At 66.8% G+C, this 22,388-nt stretch carries 23 protein-coding genes, 1 other RNA gene and 1 pseudogene; 12 read left to right on the top strand and 13 right to left on the bottom strand.

Going from position 1 to position 22,388, the window contains the following annotated elements:
* Window positions 1-42: 42 nt before the first annotated feature.
* The 3 genes from dnaK to hrcA form a co-directional block, all read right to left on the bottom strand.
* The gene (gene dnaK, locus AC10QF_RS15600) at window positions 43-1,965 is read right to left on the bottom strand and encodes a molecular chaperone DnaK (RefSeq protein WP_005416183.1); all 1,923 of its coding nucleotides are present in this window, start codon (window positions 1,963-1,965) and stop codon (window positions 43-45) included.
* Window positions 1,966-2,145: 180 nt separating this feature from the next.
* Window positions 2,146-2,661 (bottom strand): nucleotide exchange factor GrpE, encoded by a 516-nt coding sequence (gene grpE, locus AC10QF_RS15595; RefSeq protein ID WP_005416181.1) that lies wholly within the window; start codon window positions 2,659-2,661, stop codon window positions 2,146-2,148.
* Between the two features lie 63 nt (window positions 2,662-2,724).
* Window positions 2,725-3,789 carry a heat-inducible transcriptional repressor HrcA gene (gene hrcA, locus AC10QF_RS15590; RefSeq protein ID WP_005416180.1) on the bottom strand — a complete coding sequence of 355 codons (1,065 nt, stop codon included), beginning with the start codon at window positions 3,787-3,789 and terminating at the stop codon, window positions 2,725-2,727.
* A 115-nt stretch (window positions 3,790-3,904) separates the two neighbouring features.
* On the opposite strand from hrcA, the gene recN reads away from it, so the two are divergent.
* Window positions 3,905-5,566, top strand: a complete 1,662-nt coding sequence (gene recN, locus AC10QF_RS15585) for a DNA repair protein RecN (protein ID WP_069137859.1) — start codon at window positions 3,905-3,907, stop codon at window positions 5,564-5,566.
* A gap of 110 nt (window positions 5,567-5,676) precedes the next feature.
* Here recN and AC10QF_RS15580 read toward each other — a convergent pair whose 3' ends face one another.
* On the bottom strand, window positions 5,677-6,594 hold the full coding sequence (locus tag AC10QF_RS15580; protein ID WP_069137860.1) for a LysR family transcriptional regulator: 918 nt from the start codon (window positions 6,592-6,594) through the stop codon (window positions 5,677-5,679).
* Between the two features lie 97 nt (window positions 6,595-6,691).
* Between AC10QF_RS15580 and AC10QF_RS15575 the strand changes: the two genes are divergently transcribed.
* Window positions 6,692-7,948 carry an SGNH/GDSL hydrolase family protein gene (locus AC10QF_RS15575; protein ID WP_494542474.1) on the top strand — a complete coding sequence of 419 codons (1,257 nt, stop codon included), beginning with the start codon at window positions 6,692-6,694 and terminating at the stop codon, window positions 7,946-7,948.
* 63 nt (window positions 7,949-8,011) lie between these two features.
* Here AC10QF_RS15575 and fur read toward each other — a convergent pair whose 3' ends face one another.
* On the bottom strand, window positions 8,012-8,419 hold the full coding sequence (gene fur / locus AC10QF_RS15570) for a ferric iron uptake transcriptional regulator (protein WP_005409235.1): 408 nt from the start codon (window positions 8,417-8,419) through the stop codon (window positions 8,012-8,014).
* 103 nt (window positions 8,420-8,522) lie between these two features.
* Between fur and AC10QF_RS15565 the strand changes: the two genes are divergently transcribed.
* Complete coding sequence (locus tag AC10QF_RS15565) at window positions 8,523-8,915, top strand: outer membrane protein assembly factor BamE (RefSeq protein ID WP_005409234.1); 393 nt, start codon at window positions 8,523-8,525, stop codon at window positions 8,913-8,915.
* A gap of 34 nt (window positions 8,916-8,949) precedes the next feature.
* Here the strand turns inward: AC10QF_RS15565 and AC10QF_RS15560 are convergent, their stop codons facing one another.
* Window positions 8,950-9,207 carry an RnfH family protein gene (locus tag AC10QF_RS15560; RefSeq protein ID WP_494542473.1) on the bottom strand — a complete coding sequence of 86 codons (258 nt, stop codon included), beginning with the start codon at window positions 9,205-9,207 and terminating at the stop codon, window positions 8,950-8,952.
* A gap of 3 nt (window positions 9,208-9,210) precedes the next feature.
* Window positions 9,211-9,636: a type II toxin-antitoxin system RatA family toxin gene (locus AC10QF_RS15555; RefSeq protein WP_005416175.1), complete on the bottom strand. Its 426-nt coding sequence runs from the start codon at window positions 9,634-9,636 to the stop codon at window positions 9,211-9,213.
* A gap of 57 nt (window positions 9,637-9,693) precedes the next feature.
* Between AC10QF_RS15555 and smpB the strand changes: the two genes are divergently transcribed.
* On the top strand, window positions 9,694-10,197 hold the full coding sequence (gene smpB / locus AC10QF_RS15550; RefSeq protein WP_005416174.1) for an SsrA-binding protein SmpB: 504 nt from the start codon (window positions 9,694-9,696) through the stop codon (window positions 10,195-10,197).
* Window positions 10,194-10,625 (top strand): GNAT family N-acetyltransferase, encoded by a 432-nt coding sequence (locus AC10QF_RS15545; RefSeq protein ID WP_138953728.1) that lies wholly within the window; start codon window positions 10,194-10,196, stop codon window positions 10,623-10,625. The genes smpB and AC10QF_RS15545 overlap by 4 nt, the downstream gene beginning before the upstream one ends.
* Window positions 10,626-10,653: 28 nt before the next feature.
* Here the strand turns inward: AC10QF_RS15545 and AC10QF_RS15540 are convergent, their stop codons facing one another.
* Window positions 10,654-11,226 carry a hypothetical protein gene (locus tag AC10QF_RS15540; protein WP_329844461.1) on the bottom strand — a complete coding sequence of 191 codons (573 nt, stop codon included), beginning with the start codon at window positions 11,224-11,226 and terminating at the stop codon, window positions 10,654-10,656.
* A 221-nt stretch (window positions 11,227-11,447) separates the two neighbouring features.
* Here AC10QF_RS15540 and ssrA point away from each other — a divergent pair.
* Window positions 11,448-11,801, top strand: a transfer-messenger RNA (tmRNA) gene (ssrA, locus tag AC10QF_RS15535).
* A 158-nt stretch (window positions 11,802-11,959) separates the two neighbouring features.
* Window positions 11,960-12,445, top strand: a complete 486-nt coding sequence (locus AC10QF_RS15530; protein ID WP_494542472.1) for a hypothetical protein — start codon at window positions 11,960-11,962, stop codon at window positions 12,443-12,445.
* A 14-nt stretch (window positions 12,446-12,459) separates the two neighbouring features.
* Here AC10QF_RS15530 and AC10QF_RS15525 read toward each other — a convergent pair whose 3' ends face one another.
* Window positions 12,460-12,921, bottom strand: coding sequence for a methyltransferase family protein (locus AC10QF_RS15525; RefSeq protein ID WP_494542488.1), 462 nt, complete (start codon window positions 12,919-12,921; stop codon window positions 12,460-12,462).
* Between the two features lie 146 nt (window positions 12,922-13,067).
* Here AC10QF_RS15525 and AC10QF_RS15520 point away from each other — a divergent pair.
* Window positions 13,068-15,089 (top strand): annotated as a pseudogene (locus AC10QF_RS15520) (esterase/lipase family protein).
* Window positions 15,090-15,106: 17 nt separating this feature from the next.
* Here the strand turns inward: AC10QF_RS15520 and AC10QF_RS15515 are convergent.
* Window positions 15,107-16,330, bottom strand: a complete 1,224-nt coding sequence (locus AC10QF_RS15515; RefSeq protein WP_494542471.1) for a cytochrome P450 — start codon at window positions 16,328-16,330, stop codon at window positions 15,107-15,109.
* Between the two features lie 379 nt (window positions 16,331-16,709).
* Here AC10QF_RS15515 and hchA point away from each other — a divergent pair, with 379 nt between their 5' ends.
* The 3 genes from hchA to AC10QF_RS15500 all read left to right on the top strand — a co-directional run bounded on the left by hchA (window position 16,710) and on the right by AC10QF_RS15500 (window position 19,389).
* A complete protein-coding gene (gene hchA, locus AC10QF_RS15510) occupies window positions 16,710-17,582 on the top strand; it encodes a glyoxalase III HchA (protein ID WP_053499139.1) in 873 nt (290 codons plus the stop codon).
* Between the two features lie 4 nt (window positions 17,583-17,586).
* Window positions 17,587-18,291, top strand: a complete 705-nt coding sequence (locus AC10QF_RS15505) for a PA1136 family autoinducer-binding transcriptional regulator (protein ID WP_111176665.1) — start codon at window positions 17,587-17,589, stop codon at window positions 18,289-18,291.
* Window positions 18,292-18,531: 240 nt separating this feature from the next.
* Window positions 18,532-19,389: an endonuclease/exonuclease/phosphatase family protein gene (locus AC10QF_RS15500; protein ID WP_134955709.1), complete on the top strand. Its 858-nt coding sequence runs from the start codon at window positions 18,532-18,534 to the stop codon at window positions 19,387-19,389.
* Between the two features lie 19 nt (window positions 19,390-19,408).
* Here AC10QF_RS15500 and AC10QF_RS15495 read toward each other — a convergent pair whose 3' ends face one another.
* Window positions 19,409-19,672, bottom strand: a complete 264-nt coding sequence (locus AC10QF_RS15495; RefSeq protein ID WP_049414598.1) for a hypothetical protein — start codon at window positions 19,670-19,672, stop codon at window positions 19,409-19,411.
* A gap of 142 nt (window positions 19,673-19,814) precedes the next feature.
* Here AC10QF_RS15495 and AC10QF_RS15490 point away from each other — a divergent pair, with 142 nt between their 5' ends.
* Window positions 19,815-20,192, top strand: coding sequence for a VOC family protein (locus tag AC10QF_RS15490; RefSeq protein ID WP_005416164.1), 378 nt, complete (start codon window positions 19,815-19,817; stop codon window positions 20,190-20,192).
* Between the two features lie 43 nt (window positions 20,193-20,235).
* Here the strand turns inward: AC10QF_RS15490 and AC10QF_RS15485 are convergent, their stop codons facing one another.
* Both AC10QF_RS15485 and AC10QF_RS15480 read right to left on the bottom strand, forming a co-directional pair.
* Complete coding sequence (locus AC10QF_RS15485; RefSeq protein ID WP_494542470.1) at window positions 20,236-21,657, bottom strand: efflux transporter outer membrane subunit; 1,422 nt, start codon at window positions 21,655-21,657, stop codon at window positions 20,236-20,238.
* A complete protein-coding gene (locus AC10QF_RS15480) occupies window positions 21,651-22,388 on the bottom strand; it encodes an SDR family oxidoreductase (protein WP_033833092.1) in 738 nt (245 codons plus the stop codon). Before AC10QF_RS15480 ends, AC10QF_RS15485 begins: the two co-directional genes overlap by 7 nt.

The following is a 22,388-nucleotide window of genomic DNA, read 5'->3' as shown; positions in this document are numbered from 1 at the left end:
GGCAACGGGACGCTGGTGGCCAGCGTCCCGCGTCGGTCCGGATCAGGACTTCTTGTCGTCCTTGACTTCGGTGAACTCAGCGTCGACCACGTCATCCTGCGCCTTGCCGGCATTGCCGGCGTCGGCACCCGGGGCACCGCCCTGGTCGGCCGAAGCAGCGGCGAACAGCGACTGGCCAGCTTCTTCCAGTGCCTTCGACTTGGCTTCGATCTGTGCCTTGTCGTCGCCCTTCATCGCGGTTTCCAGGTCGGCCAGCGCCGCCTCGACCTTGCCGATGACATCGCCGCCGACCTTGCTGCCGTGCTCGGTGATGGCGCTGCGGGTGCCGTGGATCAGGGCGTCGGCCTGGTTGCGGGCCTGCACCAGTTCCTGGAACTTCTTGTCTTCCTCGCGGTTGGCTTCCGCGTCGGCAACCATGCGCGCGATCTCTTCCTCGGACAGGCCCGAACCGGCCTTGATCTCGACCTTCTGTTCCTTGTTGGTCTTCTTGTCCTTGGCCGACACGTGCAGGATGCCGTTGGCGTCGATGTCGAAGGACACTTCCACCTGCGGCAGGCCACGCGGGGCCGGCTCGATGCCGGACAGGTCGAACTTGGCCAGCGACTTGTTGAAGCGGGCCTGCTCGCGCTCACCCTGCAGCACGTGCACGGTCACGGCCGACTGGTTGTCCTCGGCGGTGGAGAACACCTGCGAGGCCTTGGTCGGGATGGTGGTGTTCTTCTCGATGATCTTGGTGAACACGCCACCCATGGTTTCGATACCCAGCGACAGCGGGGTCACGTCCAGCAGCAGCACGTCCTTGACGTCGCCGCCCAGCACGCCGCCCTGGATCGCCGCACCCAGTGCCACGGCTTCGTCCGGGTTGACGTCCTTGCGCGGTTCCTTGCCGAAGAACTCGGTCACCGCCTGCTGCACCTTCGGCATGCGGGTCTGGCCGCCGACCAGGATCACTTCGCTGATGTCGCTCGAACGCAGGCCGGCATCGTTCAGGGCGACGCGGCACGGCTCGATCGACTTCTTGATCAGGTCGTCCACCAGTGCTTCCAGCTTGGCGCGGGTCAGCTTGATGTTCAGGTGCTTCGGACCCGACGCGTCAGCGGTGACGTACGGCAGGTTCACTTCGGTCTGCTGGGCGCTGGACAGCTCGATCTTGGCGCGCTCGGCAGCATCCTTCAGGCGCTGCAGGGCCAGCGGATCCTTGCGCAGGTCGATGCCCTGGTCCTTGTTGAATTCTTCAACCAGGTACTCGATGACGCGGTTGTCGAAGTCTTCGCCACCCAGGAAGGTGTCGCCGTTGGTGGCCAGCACTTCGAACTGCTTCTCGCCGTCGACATTGGCGATCTCGATCACCGAGACGTCGAAGGTGCCGCCGCCCAGGTCGTACACCACGATCTTGCGATCCTTGTTGTCGCCCTTGTCCAGGCCATAGGCCAGCGCAGCCGCGGTCGGCTCGTTGATGATGCGCTTGACGTCCAGGCCGGCGATGCGACCGGCGTCCTTGGTCGCCTGGCGCTGGCTGTCGTTGAAGTAGGCCGGCACGGTAATGACCGCTTCGGTGACCTTCTCACCGAGGAAGTCCTCGGCGGTCTTCTTCATCTTCTCCAGCACCTTGGCCGAGATTTCCTGCGGGGCCATCTTCTTGCCGTCGCTGGTGGCGACCCAGGCATCGCCATTGTCATGGGCCAGGATGCTGTACGGGACGTGGGCGATGTCCTTCTGCACCTCGCCATCGGTGAACTTGCGGCCGATCAGGCGCTTCACCGCATAGAAGGTGTTCTTCGGGTTGGTCACGGCCTGGCGCTTGGCCGAGGCACCGACCAGGACTTCGCCGTCCTTGGTGTAGGCGACGATCGACGGGGTGGTGCGATCGCCTTCCGAATTCTCGATGACGCGGGCCTTGCCGCCGTCCATGATCGCCACGCACGAGTTGGTGGTGCCGAGGTCGATACCAATGATCTTGCCCATGGGGGAGACTCCTGAGGATGCTTGTTGGGGTCAGTCCGGCCGTTCGGCCGGTGGATGAATACGATGTGGGGGAGGCCCGTGGAACATTCAAGCCACCTCCCGAACGCTGTGTTTCCGACGATCCGGCGCGTTCAGCGTCGGGTCGGGTGACGGGTCTGTCCGCCGCCCGGCCCTGCCGGATCAGTCGGCGGCCACCACCACCAGCGCCGGCCGCAGCAGGCGCTCGTTGAGCAGGTAGCCCTTCTGGAACACGGTCACCACGCTGCCCGGGGCAGCGCCCGGGGTCGGCACCTGGCTGATGGCCTGGTGGTGTTCCGGGTTGAACGGCTGGCCGATCGGATCCAGCAGCGCCAGGCCGTTGTCGGCGGCGACCTTGAGCAGCTGCTTGTAGGTCAGCTCCAGGCCTTCGCGCAGCGGGTGCGGGTCGTCGCCGGCGGCCTTCAGGCCGGCATCCAGGCTGTCGAACACCGGCAGCAGCTCGCCCAGCAGCTTCTCGTTGGCGAACTTGCGGGCCTGCTCGATGTCACGGGCAACACGCTTGCGCTGGTTTTCCAGGTCGGCGCGCTCACGCAGCGCATCGGCCTTGACCTGCTCGACTTCGGCGCGCAGGCGCTCGACTTCGTCGTTGACGCCGGCGGTGGCAGCCGCATCGGCGGCACTCTGCTGGGATTCGATATCTGGATGTTCGTGGTTCATGTCTGGGTCCCTGGCGGTCACTCTCCGCCTCCACCCACCCTAGTGTGGGCGGGATGCTGCGTTTCAAGCGTCGGATGTTCCCGGCGTGCGTCCGGCCGGTGAAAAGGCCGCGCCAAGCACATCGGCGGTGGCCTGGACCAGCGGGATCACCCGGTCGTAGGCCATCCGCTTGGGACCTATCACGCCCAGCACGCCCAGCACCTGGCCATTGGCGGTGTACGGGGCAGTGACCAGCGAGACGCCCTGCAGCGGCATCATTCCGGTCTCTTCGCCGATGAAGATGCGCACCCCCGGCGCCTGGATGGTCCGCTCCAGCAGCTGCAGGATCTCGCGCTTGCTGGAGAACAGCTCGAACAGTTCGCGCAGGCGCTCCAGGTCGGACAGGTCCTGCACTCCCATCAAGCGGGTCTGCCCGGCCACCAGCATGTCGTCGGCCGCCGGCTGCAGGGCCTGCTCGGCCAGTTCGATGCTGTGGGCCAGCAACTGCTCCAGTTCGGACCGGGCGTCGCGCAGCTCCAGCAGCAGGCGGGTACGGATCTCGGCCATCGGCAGGCCGGCGAAATGCGCATTGAGGTAGTTGGCGACCTGCTCCAGCTGGCCTGGCGCAAACTCCTGCCGGGTCTCGATCACCCGGTTCTGCACCTCGTTGTCGGCAAATACCAGGATCGCCAGCACCCGGCGCCCGTCCAGCGCCACGAAATCGATCTGGCGGAAGGCGAACTGCTCGCGCCGCGGTGCGCTGACCACTCCGACGAAGTGGCTCATCGCCGACAGCAGCTCCGAGGCGCTGCCGAGCAGGGCCTGGGTGCTGCCGCCACCGGCCAGTTCCTGGCGCAACCGGGCCAGCTCGCCCTCGCCCGGCGGCTGCATCTGCAGCAGGCTGTCGACGAACACCCGGTAGCCATGCGCGGTCGGGACGCGGCCGGCCGACGTATGTGGCGAGGCCAGCAGGCCCAGATCCTCCAGGTCGCCCAGGATGTTGCGGATGGTGGCCGGGCTGACCTCCAGGCCGGCCACGCGCGCCAGCGTCTGCGAGCCGACCGGCTCGCCGTCCTGGATATATCGCGCGATCAGCGTGCGCAGCAGGTGGCGCGCACGCGGGGCAAGCTGGTCGGGAGAACCGTGCATGGAATCAACCTGTGAGACACGGACACTAGATAATGGCGGCGCATCGCCTTGGCAAGTCATTGGACCTCCCGCGCCCGCGTGCTAGCGTTGCGCGGCTGCTGACACCCCCTTACCCATGCTCAGACATCTTTCGATCAAGGATTTCGCCGTCGTCCGCGCCACCGAACTGGAGTTCGGGCCAGGCATGACCGTGGTTTCAGGCGAGACTGGCGCCGGCAAGTCGCTGATGGTCGACGCACTGGGCTTCCTGTCCGGCCTGCGCGCTGACAGCGGCGTGGTCCGCCATGGTGCCGCACGCGCCGAGCTTTCCGCCGAGTTCGCGCTGGAGCAGCTGCAGGCCGCCCGCCAGTGGCTGGCCGACAACGAGCTCGACGACGAGGACCAATGCCAGCTGCGCCGCGTGATCCGCGCCGACGGCGGCTCGCGGGCCTGGATCAATGGCCGCCCGGTGACACTGGCACAGCTGGGCGACCTGGCCTCGCTGCTGGTGGAGATCCACGGCCAGCATGAACAACAGGCGCTGCTGGCGCGCCCGTCGCAGCTGGCCCTGCTGGATGCCTATGCCGGCAACGAGAACGAGCGCCGCCAGGTGCGCCACGCCGCCGCGGCCTGGCAGGCACTGGTCGATGAATCGCTGGCGTTGTCGCAACAGGGCGACGTCAGTGACCGGATCGGCTTCCTGGAGCACCAGCTGCGCGAACTGGACCGCGAGGACCTTGAGCCGGAATCGATTGCCGCGCTTGGCGCCAGCCACCGTCGCCAGGCCCACGCCAGCGCCCTGCTGAGCGCCTGCCAGGCAGCCAGCAACCAGCTCAACGGCGATGACGGCAGCTCTGCGCTGGACCTGCTGCAGCAGGTGCGCCACGAGCTGTCGCGCCTGATCGAGCACGACCCGCGCCTGGGCGAAGTGGACGGCCTGATCGAGAACGCCTCGATCCAGCTGCACGAAGCCCTGTCGCTGCTTGATCGCGTGCACGACGATCTGGATGCCGACCCGGAACAGTTCGAGGAGAACGAGCGCCGCCTCGGCCGCCTGCACGACCTGGCCCGCAAGCACCGCGTGCCGATGGACGAACTGGGCGCACAGCGCGAGCGCATGCATGCCGAAGTGGAGCAGCTGCGTGGCGCCGACGAGCGCCTGCAGCGCCTGGCCGGCGAGATCGACAAGGCCGCCGCCGCCTGGCGCGTACAGGCTGAAGTGCTGACCGCCAGCCGCCGCAGCGCTGCTGCCGAACTGTCGGCCACCACCACCGGCATCATCGCCGAGCTCGGCATGGGCGGCGGCCAGTTCCTGATCGAACTGGAGCCACAGGACAGCGGCAAGCCCGACCCGCAGGGTGCCGAGCGCGTCGAGTTCCTGGTGGCGGCCAACGCCGGCCAACCGCCGCGCGCCCTTCGCAAGGTGGCCTCGGGCGGTGAACTGTCACGTATCTCGCTGGCCATCGAAGTGGCCGCGCTGGACTTGGATGCGGTGCCGACCATGGTGTTTGACGAGGTCGACTCCGGCATCGGCGGCGCGGTGGCTGACATCGTCGGCCAGAAGCTGCGCGCGCTCGGCGAGAAGCGCCAGGTGCTGTGCGTGACCCACCTGCCGCAGGTCGCCTCCAAGGGCCACGCCCATTACCGGGTCAGCAAGGCCCCGGTGGAAGGCATGACCCAGAGCGCCGTGGAAAAGCTGGACAACAAGGCGCGCGAGGAAGAGCTGGCGCGCATGCTCGGCGGCGTGGAAGTGAGCAAGGAAGCGCGCGCCGCCGCCCGCAAGCTGCTGCAGGTGTAACGCCGCCCGAGCCGGGCATAGGCCCGGCTTCCGCGCGGTAGTGCCGGCCGCTGGCCGGCAACCCAACACGGGTGGGCGAAGATCGTGAGGTTGCCGGCCAGCGGCCGGCCCTACCCCCGTGGCTGCGTCAGGTCGACGTTCTCCACCAGGAAATCGAGGAACGCGCGCACCCGCAGCGGCAGGTAACCGCCCTGCCCCAGGAACACCGCGTGCACCTCTTCCAGGTCGCCGGGATTGGCCTCTTCCAGCACCGGCAGCAAGCGCCCGGCAGCAATGTCCTCCTGCACCTGGAATGCCGCCAGCCGCGCCATGCCCAGCCCGCCCAGCACCAGCTGGCGCAGCGCATCGCCGTTGCTGGCGCGGGCATTGCCACTGGGCAGCAGCATCCGCTCGCGCCCCTCCTGCAGCAACGGCCACCCCTGCATCGCACGCGCGTGGCCGATGTCCAGCCGGTTGTGCGACTGCAGCTCCTCGGCAGTGCGTGGCAGCCCGTGCCGCTGCGCGTAGGCCGGTGCAGCCACGATCATCATCCGCGTCGCGCCCAGCCGTCGCGCCACCAGACTGGAGCTCTTCAGCGGCCCGGCCCGCACTGCCACGTCGGTGCGCTGCTCCAGCAGGTCGATCACCTCGTCGTTGAGGGTCAGGTCCACGCCCACCTGCGGGTTACGCTCAAGGAACGCCGGCAGCAGCGGCAACAGGAAATGGCGGCCAAACGGCACGTTGGAGTTGACCCGCAACCGCCCGCGCGGCTCGGCATGGGCGCTGGCACAACGCTCGGCCTCGTCCAGGTCGGCCAGCACGCGCAGGCCACGCTCGTAGAACGCGCAGCCTTCCGGGGTCAGCTGCAGCTGGCGGGTGGAGCGTTGCAGCAGGCGCGTGCCCAACCGTTGCTCCAGCCGCGCCACCAGCTTGCTCACCGCCGACGGGGTCATGTCCAGCGTTCGGGCGGCGGCGGAGAAGCCACCGGTCTCGATCACCCGCACGAACACTTCCAGTTCGCCGGATCGGTTGATGTCGGGTCGCGCCATGGCGATGAATCCAGTTCACAGATGATTGTCCGTGCGCAGTCTAGTTCACAGATAAGCACGGAATCACCATGGCGGTCCCTCCACTCGGGACTGCCCGATGAACCGCTTGAGCCAGCTCACCACCACCGCCCTGCTCGCCGTGTCCGGCGCCGCCAGTGCCGCATCCGCCCCGCACTGGGTCGCCAGCTGGCAGGCCAGCCCGCAGCCGGTCTGGAACGCGGATTTCCTGTTCCCGACCCTGGTCCCGGCCACGCTGCAGGACCAGACCTTCCGCCAGACGGTGCGTGTCAGCCTGGGCGGCCCGCGGCTGCGGGTGCGGCTGAGCAATGCCTACGGCACCCGGCCGCTGCGGATCGGGGCGGCCAGCGTGGCCGCACGCGCGGGCGCCATCCCGCAACCGCTCAGCTTCGGCGGCCAGCCCGGGGTGTTGATCGGGCCCGGTCAGGAACAGCTGAGCGATCCGCTCCCGCTGGCCACGGATGACCACCAGGCATTGCAGGTCAGCGTCTTTGTGCCGGGGCCGGCAACCGTTCAGACGTTCCATTGGGAAGGCCGCCAGACCAGCTGGATCGCCCCCGGCGACCAGAGCCGGGCCCAGGCCCTGAGCGCAGCCAGCAGCACCACCGCCCGCCTGCTGCTGACCGGAATTGACGTCGAGGCCGACGCCGACGCGCGCAGCGTAGTAGTGATCGGGGATTCGATCACCGACGGTGCCACCGCCAGCCTCGACCAGGACCAGCGCTGGACCGATCATCTGGCCGCGCGCCTGGCAGCGCGGGGCATAGCCGTGGTGAACGCCGGCATTTCCGGGGGGCGGCTGCTGCGCGACGGCATGGGTGAATCCGGCCTGGTCCGCTTCCGGCGCGACGCGCTGGACCAGCCTGCGGTATCCAGTGTGATCGTGCTGATCGGCATCAATGACATCAGCTGGCCAGGTACCGCATTCGCCCGCAACCAGGCCCGGCCCACGCTGAGCGAGCTGCAGGCGGGGTATCGCACGCTGGCAGAACAGGCCCGCCACCGTGGCGTGCGGATCATTGGCGCTACCTTGCCACCGTTCGCTGGCGCCCTGCCCGGCACGCCGCTGGACGACTACTACCATCCGGACAAGGACACCCTGCGCCGCCAGCTCAATGTCTGGCTGCGCACGGACAGCCCGTTCGACGCGGTGATCGACCTGGACGCGGCGCTGCGCGACCCGGCCGATCCCTCACGGATGGCCGTGGCCTACGACTCCGGCGACCACCTCCACCCGGGTGATGCCGGCAACCGGGCCATGGCTGAGGCGGTGGACCTGGAGATCCTGCTGGGCCGCAAGGGGTCGGATCCCTTTCCTGAACGGAAAGGGCTCTGACCCCATCAACGGAAAACCCCGGGCAGGCCCGGGGTTTCATCGCATCCAGCTGGCCGGAACGGCTTACTTGCGCTTCTTGCGCACGTACAGTACCAGCGAGTGCTCTTCCAGCTCGTAGCCATGGTCTGCGGCGATCTTGCGCTGCAGCTCCTCGATCTCGTGGCTTTCGAACTCGATGATCTTGCCACTGTCCACGTCGACCATGTGGTCGTGGTGGCCGCCACGGTCCAGTTCGTAGACCGCCTGGCCGCCCTCGAAATTGTGCTTGAGCACGAGGCCGGCGGCCTCGAACTGGGTCAGCACCCGGTACACCGTGGCCAGGCCGATCTCGTCGCCGTGCTCCAGCAGCTGGCGGTAGATGTCTTCGGCGGTCATGTGGTGCTGGGCATTGCGCTGCTCGAGCAGCGCCAGGATCCGCATCCGCGGATGGGTCACCTTCAGGCCGACTTTACGCAGGTCGTGGGTTTCCATAGGTCTCCGTTCATTGGCGATTTAGCGCCAGCTGCCTCGGATTGGGTCGCGGTGGCACGCCGGGAGTGTATCATCGGTTTGATTTCCCCAACCGCCAGTCCCGATGCGCAATCTCCTGTTGGTCGCCGCCGTCGCCCTGTCCACCACCGGGTGCGGCATCATCTACAAGCAACCCATCTATCAGGGCAACCTGATCCGGGAAGATGCCGTGGCCAAGCTGCAGGTCGGGCAGAGCAAGCAGCAGGTCACCGCGCTGCTGGGCACCCCGTCCATTCCCGACCCGTTCCACGCCCAGCGTTGGGACTACACCTCCAGCCAGCGCGTGAACCGCCTGGGTCGTACCGAAGTGAAGAACTTCGTGGTGTTCTTCGAGAATGACACCGTGACCCGCTGGGAAGGCGATTACTTCCCGGGCAACGACAAGGCCCTGGCCCAGCAGACCGTGCGCCAGTTCGGCCGCAACCTGCCGAAGGACAAGAAGAAGAAGGGCCGCTGAGCCCCCTGCCCGTCCGCCGGTACGGCTGCCGGAATCAACCGCCGAGCGCGCGACGCCGGCGGTTATCCTTCGGATCTGCCAGCAGCGGGCGCAGCAGTTCGATGCGGTCGCCGTCCAGCAGTGCCTGGTGCGGGCGTGCCAGTACGCCATGCACGGCGACGGCGGGACAATCGGCACTGCCTTCCAGTGCGGCCGCCGCGACAGCATCGGCGACGGTGGCCCCCTCTTCCAGCTGCAGGCGGCACGACAGCACCTGCTGCGGCCAGGCCAGTACCACCTCGACCTCGATCATCGCTCAGCCCTCGTCGGCGACGCGGACGAAATCGTTGACCATGCGATCGGCCAGCCCCTGGAAGCCGATCGCCAGCGCCGGACCGAGCAGGCGCGAGCTGGGTTCGAACTCCAGGGTCAGGGTGACCTTGCAGGCATCCTCGGCCAGCGCATGGAATTCCCAGCGGCCGTGCAGCTGCTTGAACGGGCCATCGCGCAGCTGCATATCAATGCTGTGCGGGCGCTGCAGGGTGTTCTCGGTCTGGAACCATGTGCTGAACGAGCCCAGGCCCAGGTCCAGTCGCGCCACCAGGCGGTCCTCGCCCTCCTCAACGATCTGGGCAGCAGAACACCAGCGGAAACGGCGCGGATAGGCCTGGACATCGTTGACCAGGTCGAACATGCGCGCGGCCGAATGTTCGACCAGGGCGCTGCGGCGGATAGTAGGCATGAATACAGGACGTTTCGGCAATCGACCGGGCGGGCCCGAATCGGAGACAATACGGAAATGAGCAAGAACAGCGGCAAGGATAAAGCAAAGAGCGCGACGGCCAACAAAACCATCGCGTTGAACAAGCGTGCCCGCCACGAATACCACATCGAAGAGCGCTTCGAGGCCGGCCTCGCCCTGCAGGGCTGGGAGGTCAAGTCGATCCGCGCAGGCCGTGGCAACATCATCGATGCCTACGCCTATGTGAAGCGCGGCGAGATCTACCTGATCGGTGCACAGATCACCCCGTTGATCCAGGCCTCCACCCACGTGGTGGCCAATGACCGGCGCGAGCGCAAGCTGCTGCTGCACCGGAACGAGATCGACAAGCTGATCGGCAAGGTCGAGCGCGATGGCTACACGATCGTGCCCACTGCGATGTACTGGAGCAAGAACAAGATCAAGCTCGAAGTCGCGCTGGCCAAGGGCAAGCAGACCCACGACAAGCGCGATGCCGCCAAGGACCGCGACTGGGCGATCGAGAAGCAGCGCGTGATGCGTCGCGGCAACCGCGACGCATGATCACTCCCATCGGCGCCATGGCGACTGCCAGCGCCGATGAAACGCGCACGTTGTGCGCGCGCCTGCTGGCCTTCAACCAGGCCCACGGCGGCGATGCGTTCGATGAGACCCCAGTCCGCCTGGCCTGGCATGACGAGCACGGCACGCTGCGCGGCGGCGTGCTGGCCGACGTCTGTGCCGGCTGGCTGCAGGTGCATGTGCTGTGGGTGGACCCGGAACTGCGCGGGCAAGGCATCGGCCAGCGCCTGCTGGCGGAAGCAGAAGCCGCCGCGCGCCAGCTTGGCGCCCGCAGCGTGATGCTGGATACCTTCGACTGGCAGGCCGAAGCCTTCTACCTGCGGCAGGGCTACACCGTGTATGGGCGACTGCCCGACTGCCCACCCGGTCACGAGCGGATCTACCTGCGCAAGGCGTTGTCGGGGTCGTAGTCGTGTCGGCGCTGGAGTTGCCTGCCGGTCACCCCGCCAGCACGCCCTGCCCGCGCATGCGCGGTGCCAGCGCCGCGTGCATCACGGCCAGGTGCATTACGACCGCCAGTTCCGGGGCATGCCGGTCATCGCCGGCGCGCCACCGCTGCGCCAGCTGGGCTGCGTCGGCCGGCAGCAGGGCCAGCAACTGGGCGTCATCCATCGAATCGGCCGCGCCCTGGAGCTGCTGCGCCATCTGCCGCGACTGCCACACATGCACGCCGATGCTGAGGCTGGCCAGCGACATCAGGACCACGGCCAGCCCGTGCTCGAACCACTGCGACAGCACTTCCGGCCCCCACAGCAGGGCCGCCAACACCGCCAGGCCCGGCAGGCGCCAGCCCAGCCAATGGATGCGACCGCGCTGCGACCAGTGCACCACCACCGCACTGGCGACCAGTGCTGCGGCCGCTGTGGCCGGCAGTTCGGTCAGGCAGGTGGCCGCCAGCAGCGCGCCCAGCACGGCCCAGACCCAGCCAGGGGGCAATGCCCGTCGCTGGTAGTCGGCACCGACCGGCCCGATCAGTTGCCGCAGGCTGCGTTGTTGGCTTGCATCGGTCACCCACAGTCTCCGTGTCTGTCCTGGCCCGGATGGTCGCCGCCAGTGTGTCGCAAATTCGTGCCCATGACGTTACCAATCCGCTATGACGGAGGCTCTACAACTTGTTGTAGATTGCCCAAGGTGACTGTTCAGCTGTTTTGCCGTAGCATTGCCACTGTTGGGCAGGCACTGACCGTGGCGACACGAAACAGGCCTTGTACCTTGCAGAACTTGAAGAAACCGGGGGTGCATTGGTTTCGACGGGGGTTGTGAAGTCGCCTGGCGCATGCCGAGGGGGTAGCTTTCCTCGTAAATCCAGCTGCAAAACTCTAGTTGCCAACGACGACAACTACGCTCTGGCCGCTTAAGGCCTAAGCCTCGAAACCGCTTGTGTCCATGCTCGCGGTGTAGAGTCACTATCATGGAATCGCGCTGGACGGCTGCCTGTCAGTCCGGCACTAGAACACAACAGGCTGGTTCCCGGATGCGCTTTGCGCACCGTGCTGTTCGGGGACGAGATCCAACGGTGAGCTAAGCATGTAGTGCTGGGGATGGAGTGCCTTCGGACGGCGGTTCAATTCCGCCCACCTCCACCATCTGTATGGCCTGTCGAGGCCGCAAGAAGCCGGATCTCCCGTCAACTGGGGTTCCGGCTTTTTTGTGCCTGCACGTCGCGCAGGACGTGTGGCGCATAATCGGGATGACACCGCCAACACAACAGTCCCTCCATCCGCGACCGCCAGAAGGATCTGCAATGAAAATCGCCACAACCACGCTCGCCCTGTTCCTCACCGCGCTCGCCGCCGCCCCAGCCACGCACGCCGCAGCCCCGGCCATCGCGCCGCCCGGCACCGCCACGCTGGAAGCGCTGCTGGCCTGCAAGGCGGGCTCGGATTTCAGTGCGGCCGACGCCATCGATGCCCTGCAGGCGGCCGGCCTGGCCAAGAAGCCGGGCGGCACCTTCGAGCCGGAGGACAAGCCGGTCGCGCTGTTTGGCGGCATGGTCAACAGTGCCGATGTGACTGTGGCCGAAGGCGAGAAAGGCCTCTTCGTGTACCTGAACGGTGTCGACGCCAAGCGCCTGGCCAGGGACTGGTCGGTGACCGAGGTCAACGAGCATGCCAATACCGAAGAACCTTCGTACGTGAAGCGCATCGACAAGCACCACACCCTGCACGTGATCGCAGGCGACGACTACGAGGGCTATTCGGCGGCGGTGAAGTGCCAGATCAGCCGCTGATGGCGTAGCCGACGCTACAGCCAGCGTGGCACGCGATGACGGTACTGCGCGTACGCCTCGGGAAAGCGGGCCATCAGTGCCCGCTCCTCCGGCAAGATCTGCAGCCAAGTGATGTACGCCACGAACAGCGGCACCGCCAGCAGCGCGATCAGGTTCTGCAGGTACACCATGGCACCAAACAGGACCAGCGCCTGGCCGAGATACATCGGATTTCGGGTGCGGCGGTAGATTCCGCTGGTAACCAGCGCGCTCGACGCCGAAGGTCGCAGAGGATTGACGGTGGTACCGGCGCGCCGGAAAGAGACCTTGGGCAGCAGGTTGAGCACGACACCCAGCGTCACCGTCACCCCTGCCAGCAGAACAGGCATCGGTACCCGAAGGTGCAAACCCTGCCACAGCCAGCGTGCTGCAAAGCCCGCAGCGGCGAACAGCAGCATTACCACGGGCGGGGGAATGCGGGTTTCCAGCCAGGCCATCGCGATCACCGTGTCCTTTCCATTCGCCGCAGTGTCACACGGAAATGGCTGAATCGCCCCAAGCGGCCAGGCGCAAACCGACCGTCCGGTCTATTCCGCTTTGACAGGCCGGCCGCTAGAGTGGCGCCACCGCGCAGGAGGATCGCATGGCTACCACGGGCTTGGGCTTCATCGGCCGCACGACCCTCATCATCACCGTGCTGCTCACCCTGGGCGGCTGCGCGACGCTGCGCCAGTTCGGGCCGTCGGTGCAGGTTGCCTCGGTCACGCCCGGCCAGTACATCGCGCTCAAGCGCGGTGACATCCTGACCTCCGGCAAGCTCAGCGCGGCGACCATTGAGACCCTGCGCGTGGCCGGGCTCGATGAGGGCGTCTGTGCCAAGCCCGGCCTGCCCTGCATCGAGGCCATGGAAGGCAGCATCGTGGTGCGCGAGGAAGACAAGCGCTCCAGCCTGGCCGAGTTGTGGCTGCAGTATGCGATGACCCTGCCGGCGCCAAAGCGCGAGTACTCGGCATCCGGCCGCGCCAAGACCGCAGTCACCGAGCTGGATGCCGACTTCCAGCCACGCCTCGATGCGTGGATGCAGGTCGCGCGCCAGGCCTATGCCTATCTGTTCTTCACCGAGCGCACCGCCAACCAGCGTGGTTTCGAAGACCGCCAGACCCAGGTGCGCGACTACTACAACCTGGCGGTGCAGGAAGCCTCGGTGCAGCTGTACAACGCGTATGCCACCGGCCGCGTGCACGGCCAGGCCAGCCATTTCCAGCTGGGCCGCTGGACCTTCGTGCTGGCCCCTTCAGACCAAGCATCGGCGCTGGACCAGCGTACCCCCAGCGAGCTGGTACCCGCCGCCTCGCTGTCGTTCACCGGTACGCTGCGCAGCGTGCATCGCCGCGATGGCTTCGGTGCCGAGCTGGTAGCGGTGATGGATGACCCGGCCGGCAGCACGGCCACCACGCCTCGGGCAGCGGCGCAGGCAACGCAGGCCAGCACTTCGGCCACGCAGAGCTGGAGCGAGATGCCCTCGCCATCGATGACGGTGCTGCTGCACTTCTCGGGGAACAACCTGTGGGAGGTGCTGCACGATGACGAGCCGGAGCTGGAGATCCACGATCCCTAACAGGTTTCGGAAGTGACCCTGCACGGCCAGCAGGTGCCACTGGCGGCCAACTTCACTGCCGGCTATGCGCTGTGGCTGGCCCGCTCCAACTTCAGCCGACAGTCGTTGCGCACGCTGTTCGGTGGTAAGGGCGGCATCGACACGCCGCATCTGTACATGATGCAGCCCTACGACCCGAACCGCCGCGTGCTGCTGATGATCCATGGCCTGGCCAGCAGTCCGGAAGCCTGGGTCAACGTGGCCAACGAACTGCTGCGCGACGACGAGATCCGCCGGGAGTTCCAGGTCTGGCAGTTCTATTACCCGACCAACATGCCCATCGCGATGAGCCACGATGCGATGCGCCACACGCTGGCTGAAGTGTTCAAGCACTTCGACCCCAGCGGCAAGGCGCAGGCCTCGCATGACATGGTGCTGGTGGGGCACAGCATGGGCGGGGTGATCGCACGGTTGATGATCTCCTCCTCCGGCGACCACCTGGTCGACACCCTGCTGGCCACCGCGCAGATGACGCCCGCCCAGCGCGAACTGCTGCGCACCAAAGGCGCACCGGTGCTGACCTTCCTGCCAGAACCGGAAGTGTCCCGCGTGGTGTTCATCGCCACGCCGCATCGCGGTACCGACGTGGCGGGCACCCGCCTCGGCCGGTGGATCGGCCGGCTGGTGCGGTTGCCACTGACCGTGCTGGAAGACGTCGCCACCATCGCCAACGACGGCCAGATCGACCGCAATGACGGCAAGCACGGCTACCAGATGAACAGCATCCAGAACCTGGACAAGGACGACCCGTTCGTCCGCGCCGTGGCTGACCTGCCGATGTCACCGAAGGTGCACTACCACTCGATCATCGCCCGCGCCAAGGCCGATGGCCCACTTGAGAAGACCGATGACGGGCTGGTGCCCTACTGGAGTTCGCACCTGCCGCACGCGGATTCGGAGAAGGTGATCGTGTCCGGACACAGCGTGCAGGAAGCTACGCCGGCCATCGTCGAGCTGCGGCGGATCCTGCATGAGGACATGCAGGCACACGGGCGAACGGGAAAGTAAGCCGCCGTCCCGACAGATCAGGCACCGGCCGTACGCCGCGAGAACGTGCCATGCAGCGCCGCCGGAATCGCAAAGCCCTCCATGCGCACCTCGGGCCGATAGTCGGCGCTGGGGGTGAAGCGGAACTCGCGTGCCAGCAGCGCGCACAGCAATACCAGCTGTGCATTGCCGACCGCCGATCCCACGCAGGAACGCGTGGGGAAGCCATAAGGCACATAGATGCCGGCGGTACGCTTGCGCCGTTCGGGCAACCAGCGATCGGGATCGAACTGCAGCGGGTCATCCCAGTACTTCGCCGAGCGGTGCTGGATGAACGAGCTCAGCTCGAAGACCGTACCTTCGGCGATGGCCTGCCCTTCCACCTGCAGATCGCAGGCAGCCACCCGACGGTTGTTGAAGGGCGTGGAGTACAGCCGCATCACTTCCTTCAGGAAGCGCATCGTGCAGGGAATCCTGGCCATCGGCAGCGCGTGGATCTCCGCCTCCGAGAGCGGCGCGAATTCCTCCTCGATGCGCTGGCGCCAGTGTGGATGCATCTGCATCGCCAGCAGCAGGCAGGCGGCCATCATGCCGGGCACGCCGGAAATGGCGATCAGCTGCACGGTAACCAGGTAGGTGACCTTGTCCAGGCCGATGCGCTCTCGCAGGCTCAGCAATGACTGCGCGTAATCCAGCGCCGAACGTCCGCTGCGGACACGGTGCTTGAGTTCGGCGGCAATCGCCCGTGATTCGGCACGGCCGATGAGGAAGTTGCGCAGCAGGTGGCGCCGATGGATGACCTGCTCGACCTGGGTGGTGTAGCGCAGATGCAGGGCGCGTTCGATGGCTGCGGTGCCGCGGGCATCGAGCCCGTCGATCACCAGCGGGATCAAGGGGTGGGCCATCACTTTCCACACCGCCGGCGTGGCATCCAGCGCATGCCCGCACACCCCATCCAGAGCTTGCCTCATGCGCGACTGCAGTGCCTCCAGGGTCTGTGCTCCGGTGAGCTCAGCACTACAGGTGGCGATCAGGCTGCGCACTTCGGTCCAGCGCACGCGCTCGTGACGGCGGAACAGGTCGGCCAGCGACTCGACCACGAACAGGTGCTCGGAATTCTCCTTATCGACCTTGCCGGCCAGTTCCGGGCAGAACACCCCGATTCCACCGGTTTCCAGCTTCAGCACAGGCCCTTCGCGCTCCACGCGCGCAGCCAGGCGCTCGGCAGCAATGGCGCTGCCTTCATTCGACATCCCTTGCATGCAGTGCGTCTCCGGCAGGAAGGGACTCGAAAGACGAGTCCCTTCGTCTTGCTACCGCTCAATCGCGGGTTTGGCCCGCAGGATCAGAATTCGACCCACAGAGGCCAGGTATTCCACACGCTGCTCTTTTCGTTCGGATGAATATTCAGAGTGACGCGCAATGCTCGGGCGAATCTTTTCATTTTCATTCCTTTGCTTGCTGTGTGGTTATGCCGGGATTATCCCGGCACTGGCTAGATAACACGACATAATCCCACTGTCCAACCGGCCGGGTGGCGCGCTGCAGCATCCGGGTTGCGGCCGATTGAGGGGAATCCCTCATCGCGCCTGCGCACGCAGCCTCCTATGCTGGGCTCACTTTCCCCCAACGGAGGTCTGCATGAACACGCAAGAGCCCAGCCGCCAGCCCAGCCCCGATCCGGCCGAGCGCGATGCCTTCTTCCCGTCGCCGTATTCGCTGTCGCAGTTCACCTCGCCCAAGAGCGACCTGTCCGGCGCCGACTATCCGGATGCGCGCCGCGATGGCCGCTGGAAGGTGCTGATGATCGCCGCCGACGAGCGCTATCTGCCGACCGCCAATGGCCACCTTTTCTCCACCGGTAACCATCCGGTGGAAACCCTGCTGCCGATGTACCACCTGGACAAGGCCGGCTTCGACATCGACGTGGCGACGCTGTCCGGCAACGCCGTCAAGTTCGAATGGTGGGCCTTCCCACACGAGGACAGCGAGATCGGCGCCCTGTACGAACGCTACCAGGAACGCTTCCGCCAGCCGTTGCAGCTGGACCAGGTGGTGGCCGGCCTGGGCGCCGATTCGGACTACGCCGCCGTCTTCATTCCCGGTGGGCACGGCGCGTTGATCGGCCTGCCGGAGAGCGCGGCGGTGAAGGCCGCGCTGCAATGGGCCATGGCCGAGCAGCGCCACATCATCACCCTCTGCCATGGCCCGGCGGCGCTGCTGGCGGCGGGCGTCGACGACGCCGAGGGTGCCTCGCTGTTCCGTGGCTACCGCATCTGTGCCTTCCCCGACGCGATGGACCGGCAGACACCGGGGATCGGCTACATGCCCGGGCAGCTGCGTTGGTTCTTCGGTGAACGGCTGGCCCAGCAGGGGGTGCAGATCGTCAATGAGGGCATCGATGGCAGCGTGCTGCAGGATCGCCTGCTGCTGACCGGCGACAGTCCGCTGGCCGGCAACGCGTTGGGCAAGCTGGCCGCGCGTACGCTGCTCGATGCGCTGGCGGGGCGCTGAGCCAATGCCTGCGCTGGTGCCCGCGCTGCTGGAACTGGAACAGGCGCGGTCATTGCCGGCGGTGGGCGGCGTGCTGCGCGCCGCCGCCTCACCATTGGGCTACGACCGCCTGTTGGTGTTTGCCACCGGAACCGGGCTGGAGCGCGACGCACAGCGTGTGTACTGGATTGAAGGTGACTGGTTCGGCGACGGCAGCGATAGCGGACTCGCCCGCTACCTGCACGCCTGTCCGGTCAACCGCCATGTGCTGGACAGCAATGCGCCGTTCTTCTGGAGCAAGCGCCACGGCGTGCGTGGCGAGCGCTACCAGGTGGTGAAGCAGCCTCGCGGCGATGGCCTGCATGGGTTGCAGGTGCCGGTGTTCGGCCCGACCGGTCTGGAGGGTGCGGTCAGTTTCGCCGGCACCTCGATTGATGCGTCCGCCAGCGCGCGCCTGCTGCTGGAAATGGTCGGCACGTCAGTCTTCCGCGCGGCGCGGCGGCTTGCCGAAGCGCCGGCCGACATCCGCGCGGGCGCGCTGAGCGCACGCGAACGCGAGGTGCTGCGCTGGGTCGCCGCTGGACGGCGCCAGGCAGAGATAGCGGCCACGCTGGGGCTGTCTGCGCGCACGGTTGAGAACCACCTGCGGCGAGCGCGGCAACGACTGGGCGTGGCCACCACCGCGCAGGCAGTGCGCGCGGCAGGCCGCCGTGGCGAGATTGAAGATTGATCAGGATGGAGGCACTTCCTGCTGCCTGATCAGCGTGCGGCATACGCCCTGTGCATCTGCGCGATTGCAGAAGGCAGGCGACGGGATGAGCTACGACCCGTGATCGCCGGTGCGCGGTCCACCGGGCGGGGCGTTCATCGCCCGCCCGGCATCCGCGAGCCACCCATCCCTGCATAACGCTGCCCTCGCATTCGTGGCATGCTCTGTGAAACCGTTTTCATGGAATGGAGGGATTCCACGATGTTGTCGCGTTTCCGTCGCCCCGCGCTGTCTGCGCTGCTGGCGCTTGCCCTGCCTCTGACCAGCGCCTGGGCCGCAGCCCCTGCGCCGTTGAAGGTGATGTCGTTCAATGTGCGCACCCCGGCCGATACCGAACCCGGCAAGCGCTGGCCCGACCGTCGCGATGCGATGGTGAAGGTCATCCTCGACGCGCACCCAGCGGTGATCGGTACCCAGGAGCTGGTGCAGGAGCAGGCCGATTACCTTGCCCAGCACCTGCCCGGATACCGCTGGTTCGGCGAGGGCCGCCGCGGCGGCAGCGGCGACGAGCACATGGGCGTGTTCTACGACAGCAAGGTGCTGGCGATCGAGGAATCAGGCAACTTCTGGCTGTCTGATACGCCCGATGTGCCCGGCAGCATCACCTGGGGCAACCTGTATCCACGCATGGTCACCTGGGCGCTGTTCCGCCGCATCGATGACGGCCGCCGCTTCTATTTCATGGATACCCACCTGCCCTACCGCGACGAGGACGAACCACGCCGGGTGAAGGGTGCCGAGCTGATCGGCAGGCGCGTGGCCGGCCTGGCGGCCGACCTGCCGGTGGTGCTGACCGGTGACTTCAACAGCGAACCCGGCGGCGACACCTACAAGGCATTCACCCGCGTACTGCACGACACCCGTGCCCAGGTGAAGACACCGCAGGGCCCGCGACTGACCTTCCACGATTTCACTGGCAAGGCCACCGCGCAGCTGGACTGGGTGCTGGTGCGCGGTTTCCACGCGCGCAGCTTCCTGACCGATGACCGCCGCATCGATGGCGTGCTGCCATCGGATCATTTCCCGCTGGTGGTCGAACTGGACTGGCCGAAGCACTGACCCCGCACGGCAGCCGCAGCTACAGCGGCGGCTGCCGCGACAGCAGGCGATACAGGGCCTGATGCTGATCGCGCGCCTGGCAGATGCGGGCCCCTATCGCCAGGAACACCGCCACGCCGATCAGGCCCAGCCCCAGCATCGAATCCTGCAGGCGCAGGAAACCGACCGCTGCGGCCATCGTCGCCAGCACCAGCAGCACCACGACCGCCACTGACAGACCCGCACCCGGTGGACCCGGATCGCCGAACAACATCCGTTGGGTATCCCGCCTTCCGTCCGCCATTGCCTGTCCTCCCGAGTGCCTGACCCACTAGTTACACGGCGAGCCCGCAATCCGGCAGAGTCAGAAACGTCACGAAGGTGAAGACGTACGCGGAATGCACCGCGCTACCCTGCCGCGTACCCCTCGAACTGCGGAGCAGCACATGGCACACCAGAGCCGGCTGGCAGGATTCATCATCGACTGCCAGGACCTTCCCGCCGACGAAGGCGCCCGTTTCTGGGCCGCCGCGCTCGGCCTGCAGGCACAGGCGGCGCGTGCCGAAGGGGGCGCCGAGTATGCCGACCTGCTGGGCGCACCGGCGGGCCTGGACGTTGAAGTCCAGCGGGTCGATCACCCGTCACGGGTGCATCTGGACATCGAGAGCGACGACATCGATGCCGAGGCCGACCGCCTGGAGAAGCTCGGCGCGCGACGGATAGGCTTCGTCAAGCGCTGGTGGGTAATGGAAGCACCGACCGGCCATCGCTTCTGCATCGTGCGCATGCGCGAGCGCGAGGTGCCGGCCAATCAGTGGCCCTGAAAGAGCAAGGGGACGGAAGCCACGGCCTCCGTCCCCCCTGGAGTCATTGCACCTGCGCCACGCTCGGTTGCTGCGGTGATTGCCCCCAGCCGCCCAGCGCCTTGTACACGCCCACCACGCTGACGTTGACCTCGGACTCGGCCGCCGCCAACGCATCATCGGCTGCCAGCTGCGTGCGCTGCGCATCCAGCAGGGTCAGGAAGTCCTCCGAGCCCTCGCGATAGCGAATCTGCGCCAGCGATTCGGCACGCCGTGCCGCCTGCGCCTGCTCGACCACGATCGCCAACCGTGCCTGCTGCTTGGAATAGCGGGTCAGCGCGTTCTCGGTGTCTTCCAGGGCCAGCAGTACCGCCTGCTCATACTGCGCGGCCACGCCTTCGGCTTCAGCCTTGCTGGCGCGCAGGCGTGCACGCACGGTGCCGAAGTCGAATGCCGCCCAGCTCAGCGACGGGGTCAGCGACCAGGCCTTGTTGCTGCCATTGACCAGGCCGCTGGCATCGCCGCCGAGGAACCCGACGAAGCCGGACAGCGACAACCGCGGGAACAGGTCCGCCGTGGCCACGCCCACGCGTGCGGTCGCAGCCGCCAGTCGACGCTCGGCCACGCGCACGTCGGCACGCTGGCGCAGCAGTTCGCGGGTATCGCCCAGCGGCAGTGCCTTGGCGAAGGCCGGTACGTCGCGCGGCGCGAGCATGTCAGTCAGCACTTCCGGGCGCTGGCCGAGCAGCACGGCCAGCCGGTTGCGCGACTGCGCCTTGGCCACTTCCAGCAACGGGATGTCCGCCTCGATCGCCTTCAGGCGGGCACGGCTACTCTGCACATCCAGCTCGCTGCCGGCGCCCAGCTGCCAGCGCGCCTCGGTCAGCTTCTGCGTATCGCGCAGGTTTTCCAGCGTGTGCTGGGCCACCGCGATGCGCTTCTGCGTACCACGCAGCTCGAAGTAGTTGCGTGCCACTTCAGCGGCGATCAGGACCTGCGCATCGGCCAGGTTGGCCTGCTCGGCACCGAGGTCGGCGCGTGCGGCTTCAGCAGCACGGCGCTTGCGGCCGAACAGATCCAGCTCCCAGCCGGCGTCGAAGCCGAGCTGGTAGCTTTCACTGAACACCCGCTGCCCACCCAGCTGCGGATCGGGTTGCTTGCGGCGGTCATAGCTGCCGCCAGCGGTGACGTGCGGAGCCTGGTCGAGGCGGCTTTCCACGAACACCGCGCGGGCCTGGCTGACGCGGGCCACGGCCACGCGAAGGTCCAGGTTGTCCGACAGTGCGCCGTGCACCAGCTGTTCCAGCACCGGATCATCGAACTGCGCCCACCAGCTGGCGACCGGCGAAGCGGTACTGAACACCGGCTGCTGTGCGCTCTGGAGGACCACCGGCTCCTGCATCGGCGCCTTGTAGTTGGGGCCGACGCTGACACAGCCTGCCAGCACCAGGCTGGAGACGGCCACCGCCAACGTGCGGATCACCATGGCAGCACCTCGCCCAGGTAGGTGAAGCTGCCGCTGGCGCCGGATTCACCGATCAACGCCATTTCCACGCTGGAACGTGCGCCTTCGCTGATTTCGATTTCGCCGTTGCCGCCGTTCATGTCGGTCTTCACGTAACCCGGATGCACGGTGTTGACCTTGATCGGGGTATTGCGCAGTTCGTAGGCCAGGCTCAGGGTCCAGCTGTTCACTGCGGCCTTGGACGCGTTGTAGGCCGGAATCTTGAAGTCGTAGATGCCCGACGAGGGATCCGCGTGCAGGGTCTGCGAGCCGAGCATGCTGGACACATTGACGATGCGCCCGGACTTGGCCTGCTTGACCAGCGGCAGGAAGGCCTGGGTGACCGCCACCAGCGCATACACGTTGGTGTCGAAAGTGCGCTTCCAGGTATCGAGTGACTGTTCCGACGGTGCCTGCGCCGGGTTCTCGATCATGATGCCGGCGTTGTTGACCAGGATGTCGAGACGACCATGGCGCTGGCGCACCTGCTCGACCGCTTCGGCGATGCTGGCCGCGTCGGTCACGTCCAGTTGCAGGGCTTCGACCGGCAGGCCTTCAGCCTGCAGCTTCAGTGCCAGCTCCACGGCGGTCTCACGCTTGCGACCGGCCAGCAGCGTGTGCACGCCAGCCTGGGCCAGCTGGCGCACAGTTTCCAGGCCGATGCCACGGGTGGCGCCGGTGACCAGCGCGATCTTGTTCTGATGGGTGTTCAT

The sequence above is a fragment of the Stenotrophomonas maltophilia complex sp. Om-AH-Sm3 genome, assembly GCF_059337855.1.
The sequence above is the reverse complement of the archived record's forward strand: the minus strand, read 5'-3'. Positions and strand labels throughout refer to the sequence as shown.

Excerpts from the sequence above, each read along its gene's own strand:
- dnaK (WP_005416183.1), bottom strand. The coding sequence starts at position 1,965 with ATGGGCAAGATCATTGGTATCGACCTCGGCACCACCAACTCGTGCGTG.
- grpE (WP_005416181.1), bottom strand. The coding sequence starts at position 2,661 with ATGAACCACGAACATCCAGATATCGAATCCCAGCAGAGTGCCGCCGAT.
- hrcA (WP_005416180.1), bottom strand. The coding sequence starts at position 3,789 with ATGCACGGTTCTCCCGACCAGCTTGCCCCGCGTGCGCGCCACCTGCTG.
- recN (WP_069137859.1), top strand. The coding sequence starts at position 3,905 with ATGCTCAGACATCTTTCGATCAAGGATTTCGCCGTCGTCCGCGCCACC.
- AC10QF_RS15580 (WP_069137860.1), bottom strand. The coding sequence starts at position 6,594 with ATGGCGCGACCCGACATCAACCGATCCGGCGAACTGGAAGTGTTCGTG.
- AC10QF_RS15575 (WP_494542474.1), top strand. The coding sequence starts at position 6,692 with ATGAACCGCTTGAGCCAGCTCACCACCACCGCCCTGCTCGCCGTGTCC.
- fur (WP_005409235.1), bottom strand. The coding sequence starts at position 8,419 with ATGGAAACCCACGACCTGCGTAAAGTCGGCCTGAAGGTGACCCATCCG.
- AC10QF_RS15565 (WP_005409234.1), top strand. The coding sequence starts at position 8,523 with ATGCGCAATCTCCTGTTGGTCGCCGCCGTCGCCCTGTCCACCACCGGG.
- AC10QF_RS15560 (WP_494542473.1), bottom strand. The coding sequence starts at position 9,207 with ATGATCGAGGTCGAGGTGGTACTGGCCTGGCCGCAGCAGGTGCTGTCG.
- AC10QF_RS15555 (WP_005416175.1), bottom strand. The coding sequence starts at position 9,636 with ATGCCTACTATCCGCCGCAGCGCCCTGGTCGAACATTCGGCCGCGCGC.
- smpB (WP_005416174.1), top strand. The coding sequence starts at position 9,694 with ATGAGCAAGAACAGCGGCAAGGATAAAGCAAAGAGCGCGACGGCCAAC.
- AC10QF_RS15545 (WP_138953728.1), top strand. The coding sequence starts at position 10,194 with ATGATCACTCCCATCGGCGCCATGGCGACTGCCAGCGCCGATGAAACG.
- AC10QF_RS15530 (WP_494542472.1), top strand. The coding sequence starts at position 11,960 with ATGAAAATCGCCACAACCACGCTCGCCCTGTTCCTCACCGCGCTCGCC.
- AC10QF_RS15525 (WP_494542488.1), bottom strand. The coding sequence starts at position 12,921 with ATGGCCTGGCTGGAAACCCGCATTCCCCCGCCCGTGGTAATGCTGCTG.
- AC10QF_RS15515 (WP_494542471.1), bottom strand. The coding sequence starts at position 16,330 with ATGCAAGGGATGTCGAATGAAGGCAGCGCCATTGCTGCCGAGCGCCTG.
- hchA (WP_053499139.1), top strand. The coding sequence starts at position 16,710 with ATGAACACGCAAGAGCCCAGCCGCCAGCCCAGCCCCGATCCGGCCGAG.
- AC10QF_RS15505 (WP_111176665.1), top strand. The coding sequence starts at position 17,587 with ATGCCTGCGCTGGTGCCCGCGCTGCTGGAACTGGAACAGGCGCGGTCA.
- AC10QF_RS15500 (WP_134955709.1), top strand. The coding sequence starts at position 18,532 with ATGTTGTCGCGTTTCCGTCGCCCCGCGCTGTCTGCGCTGCTGGCGCTT.
- AC10QF_RS15495 (WP_049414598.1), bottom strand. The coding sequence starts at position 19,672 with ATGGCGGACGGAAGGCGGGATACCCAACGGATGTTGTTCGGCGATCCG.
- AC10QF_RS15490 (WP_005416164.1), top strand. The coding sequence starts at position 19,815 with ATGGCACACCAGAGCCGGCTGGCAGGATTCATCATCGACTGCCAGGAC.
- AC10QF_RS15485 (WP_494542470.1), bottom strand. The coding sequence starts at position 21,657 with ATGGTGATCCGCACGTTGGCGGTGGCCGTCTCCAGCCTGGTGCTGGCA.
- AC10QF_RS15480 (WP_033833092.1), bottom strand. The coding sequence starts at position 22,388 with ATGAACACCCATCAGAACAAGATCGCGCTGGTCACCGGCGCCACCCGT.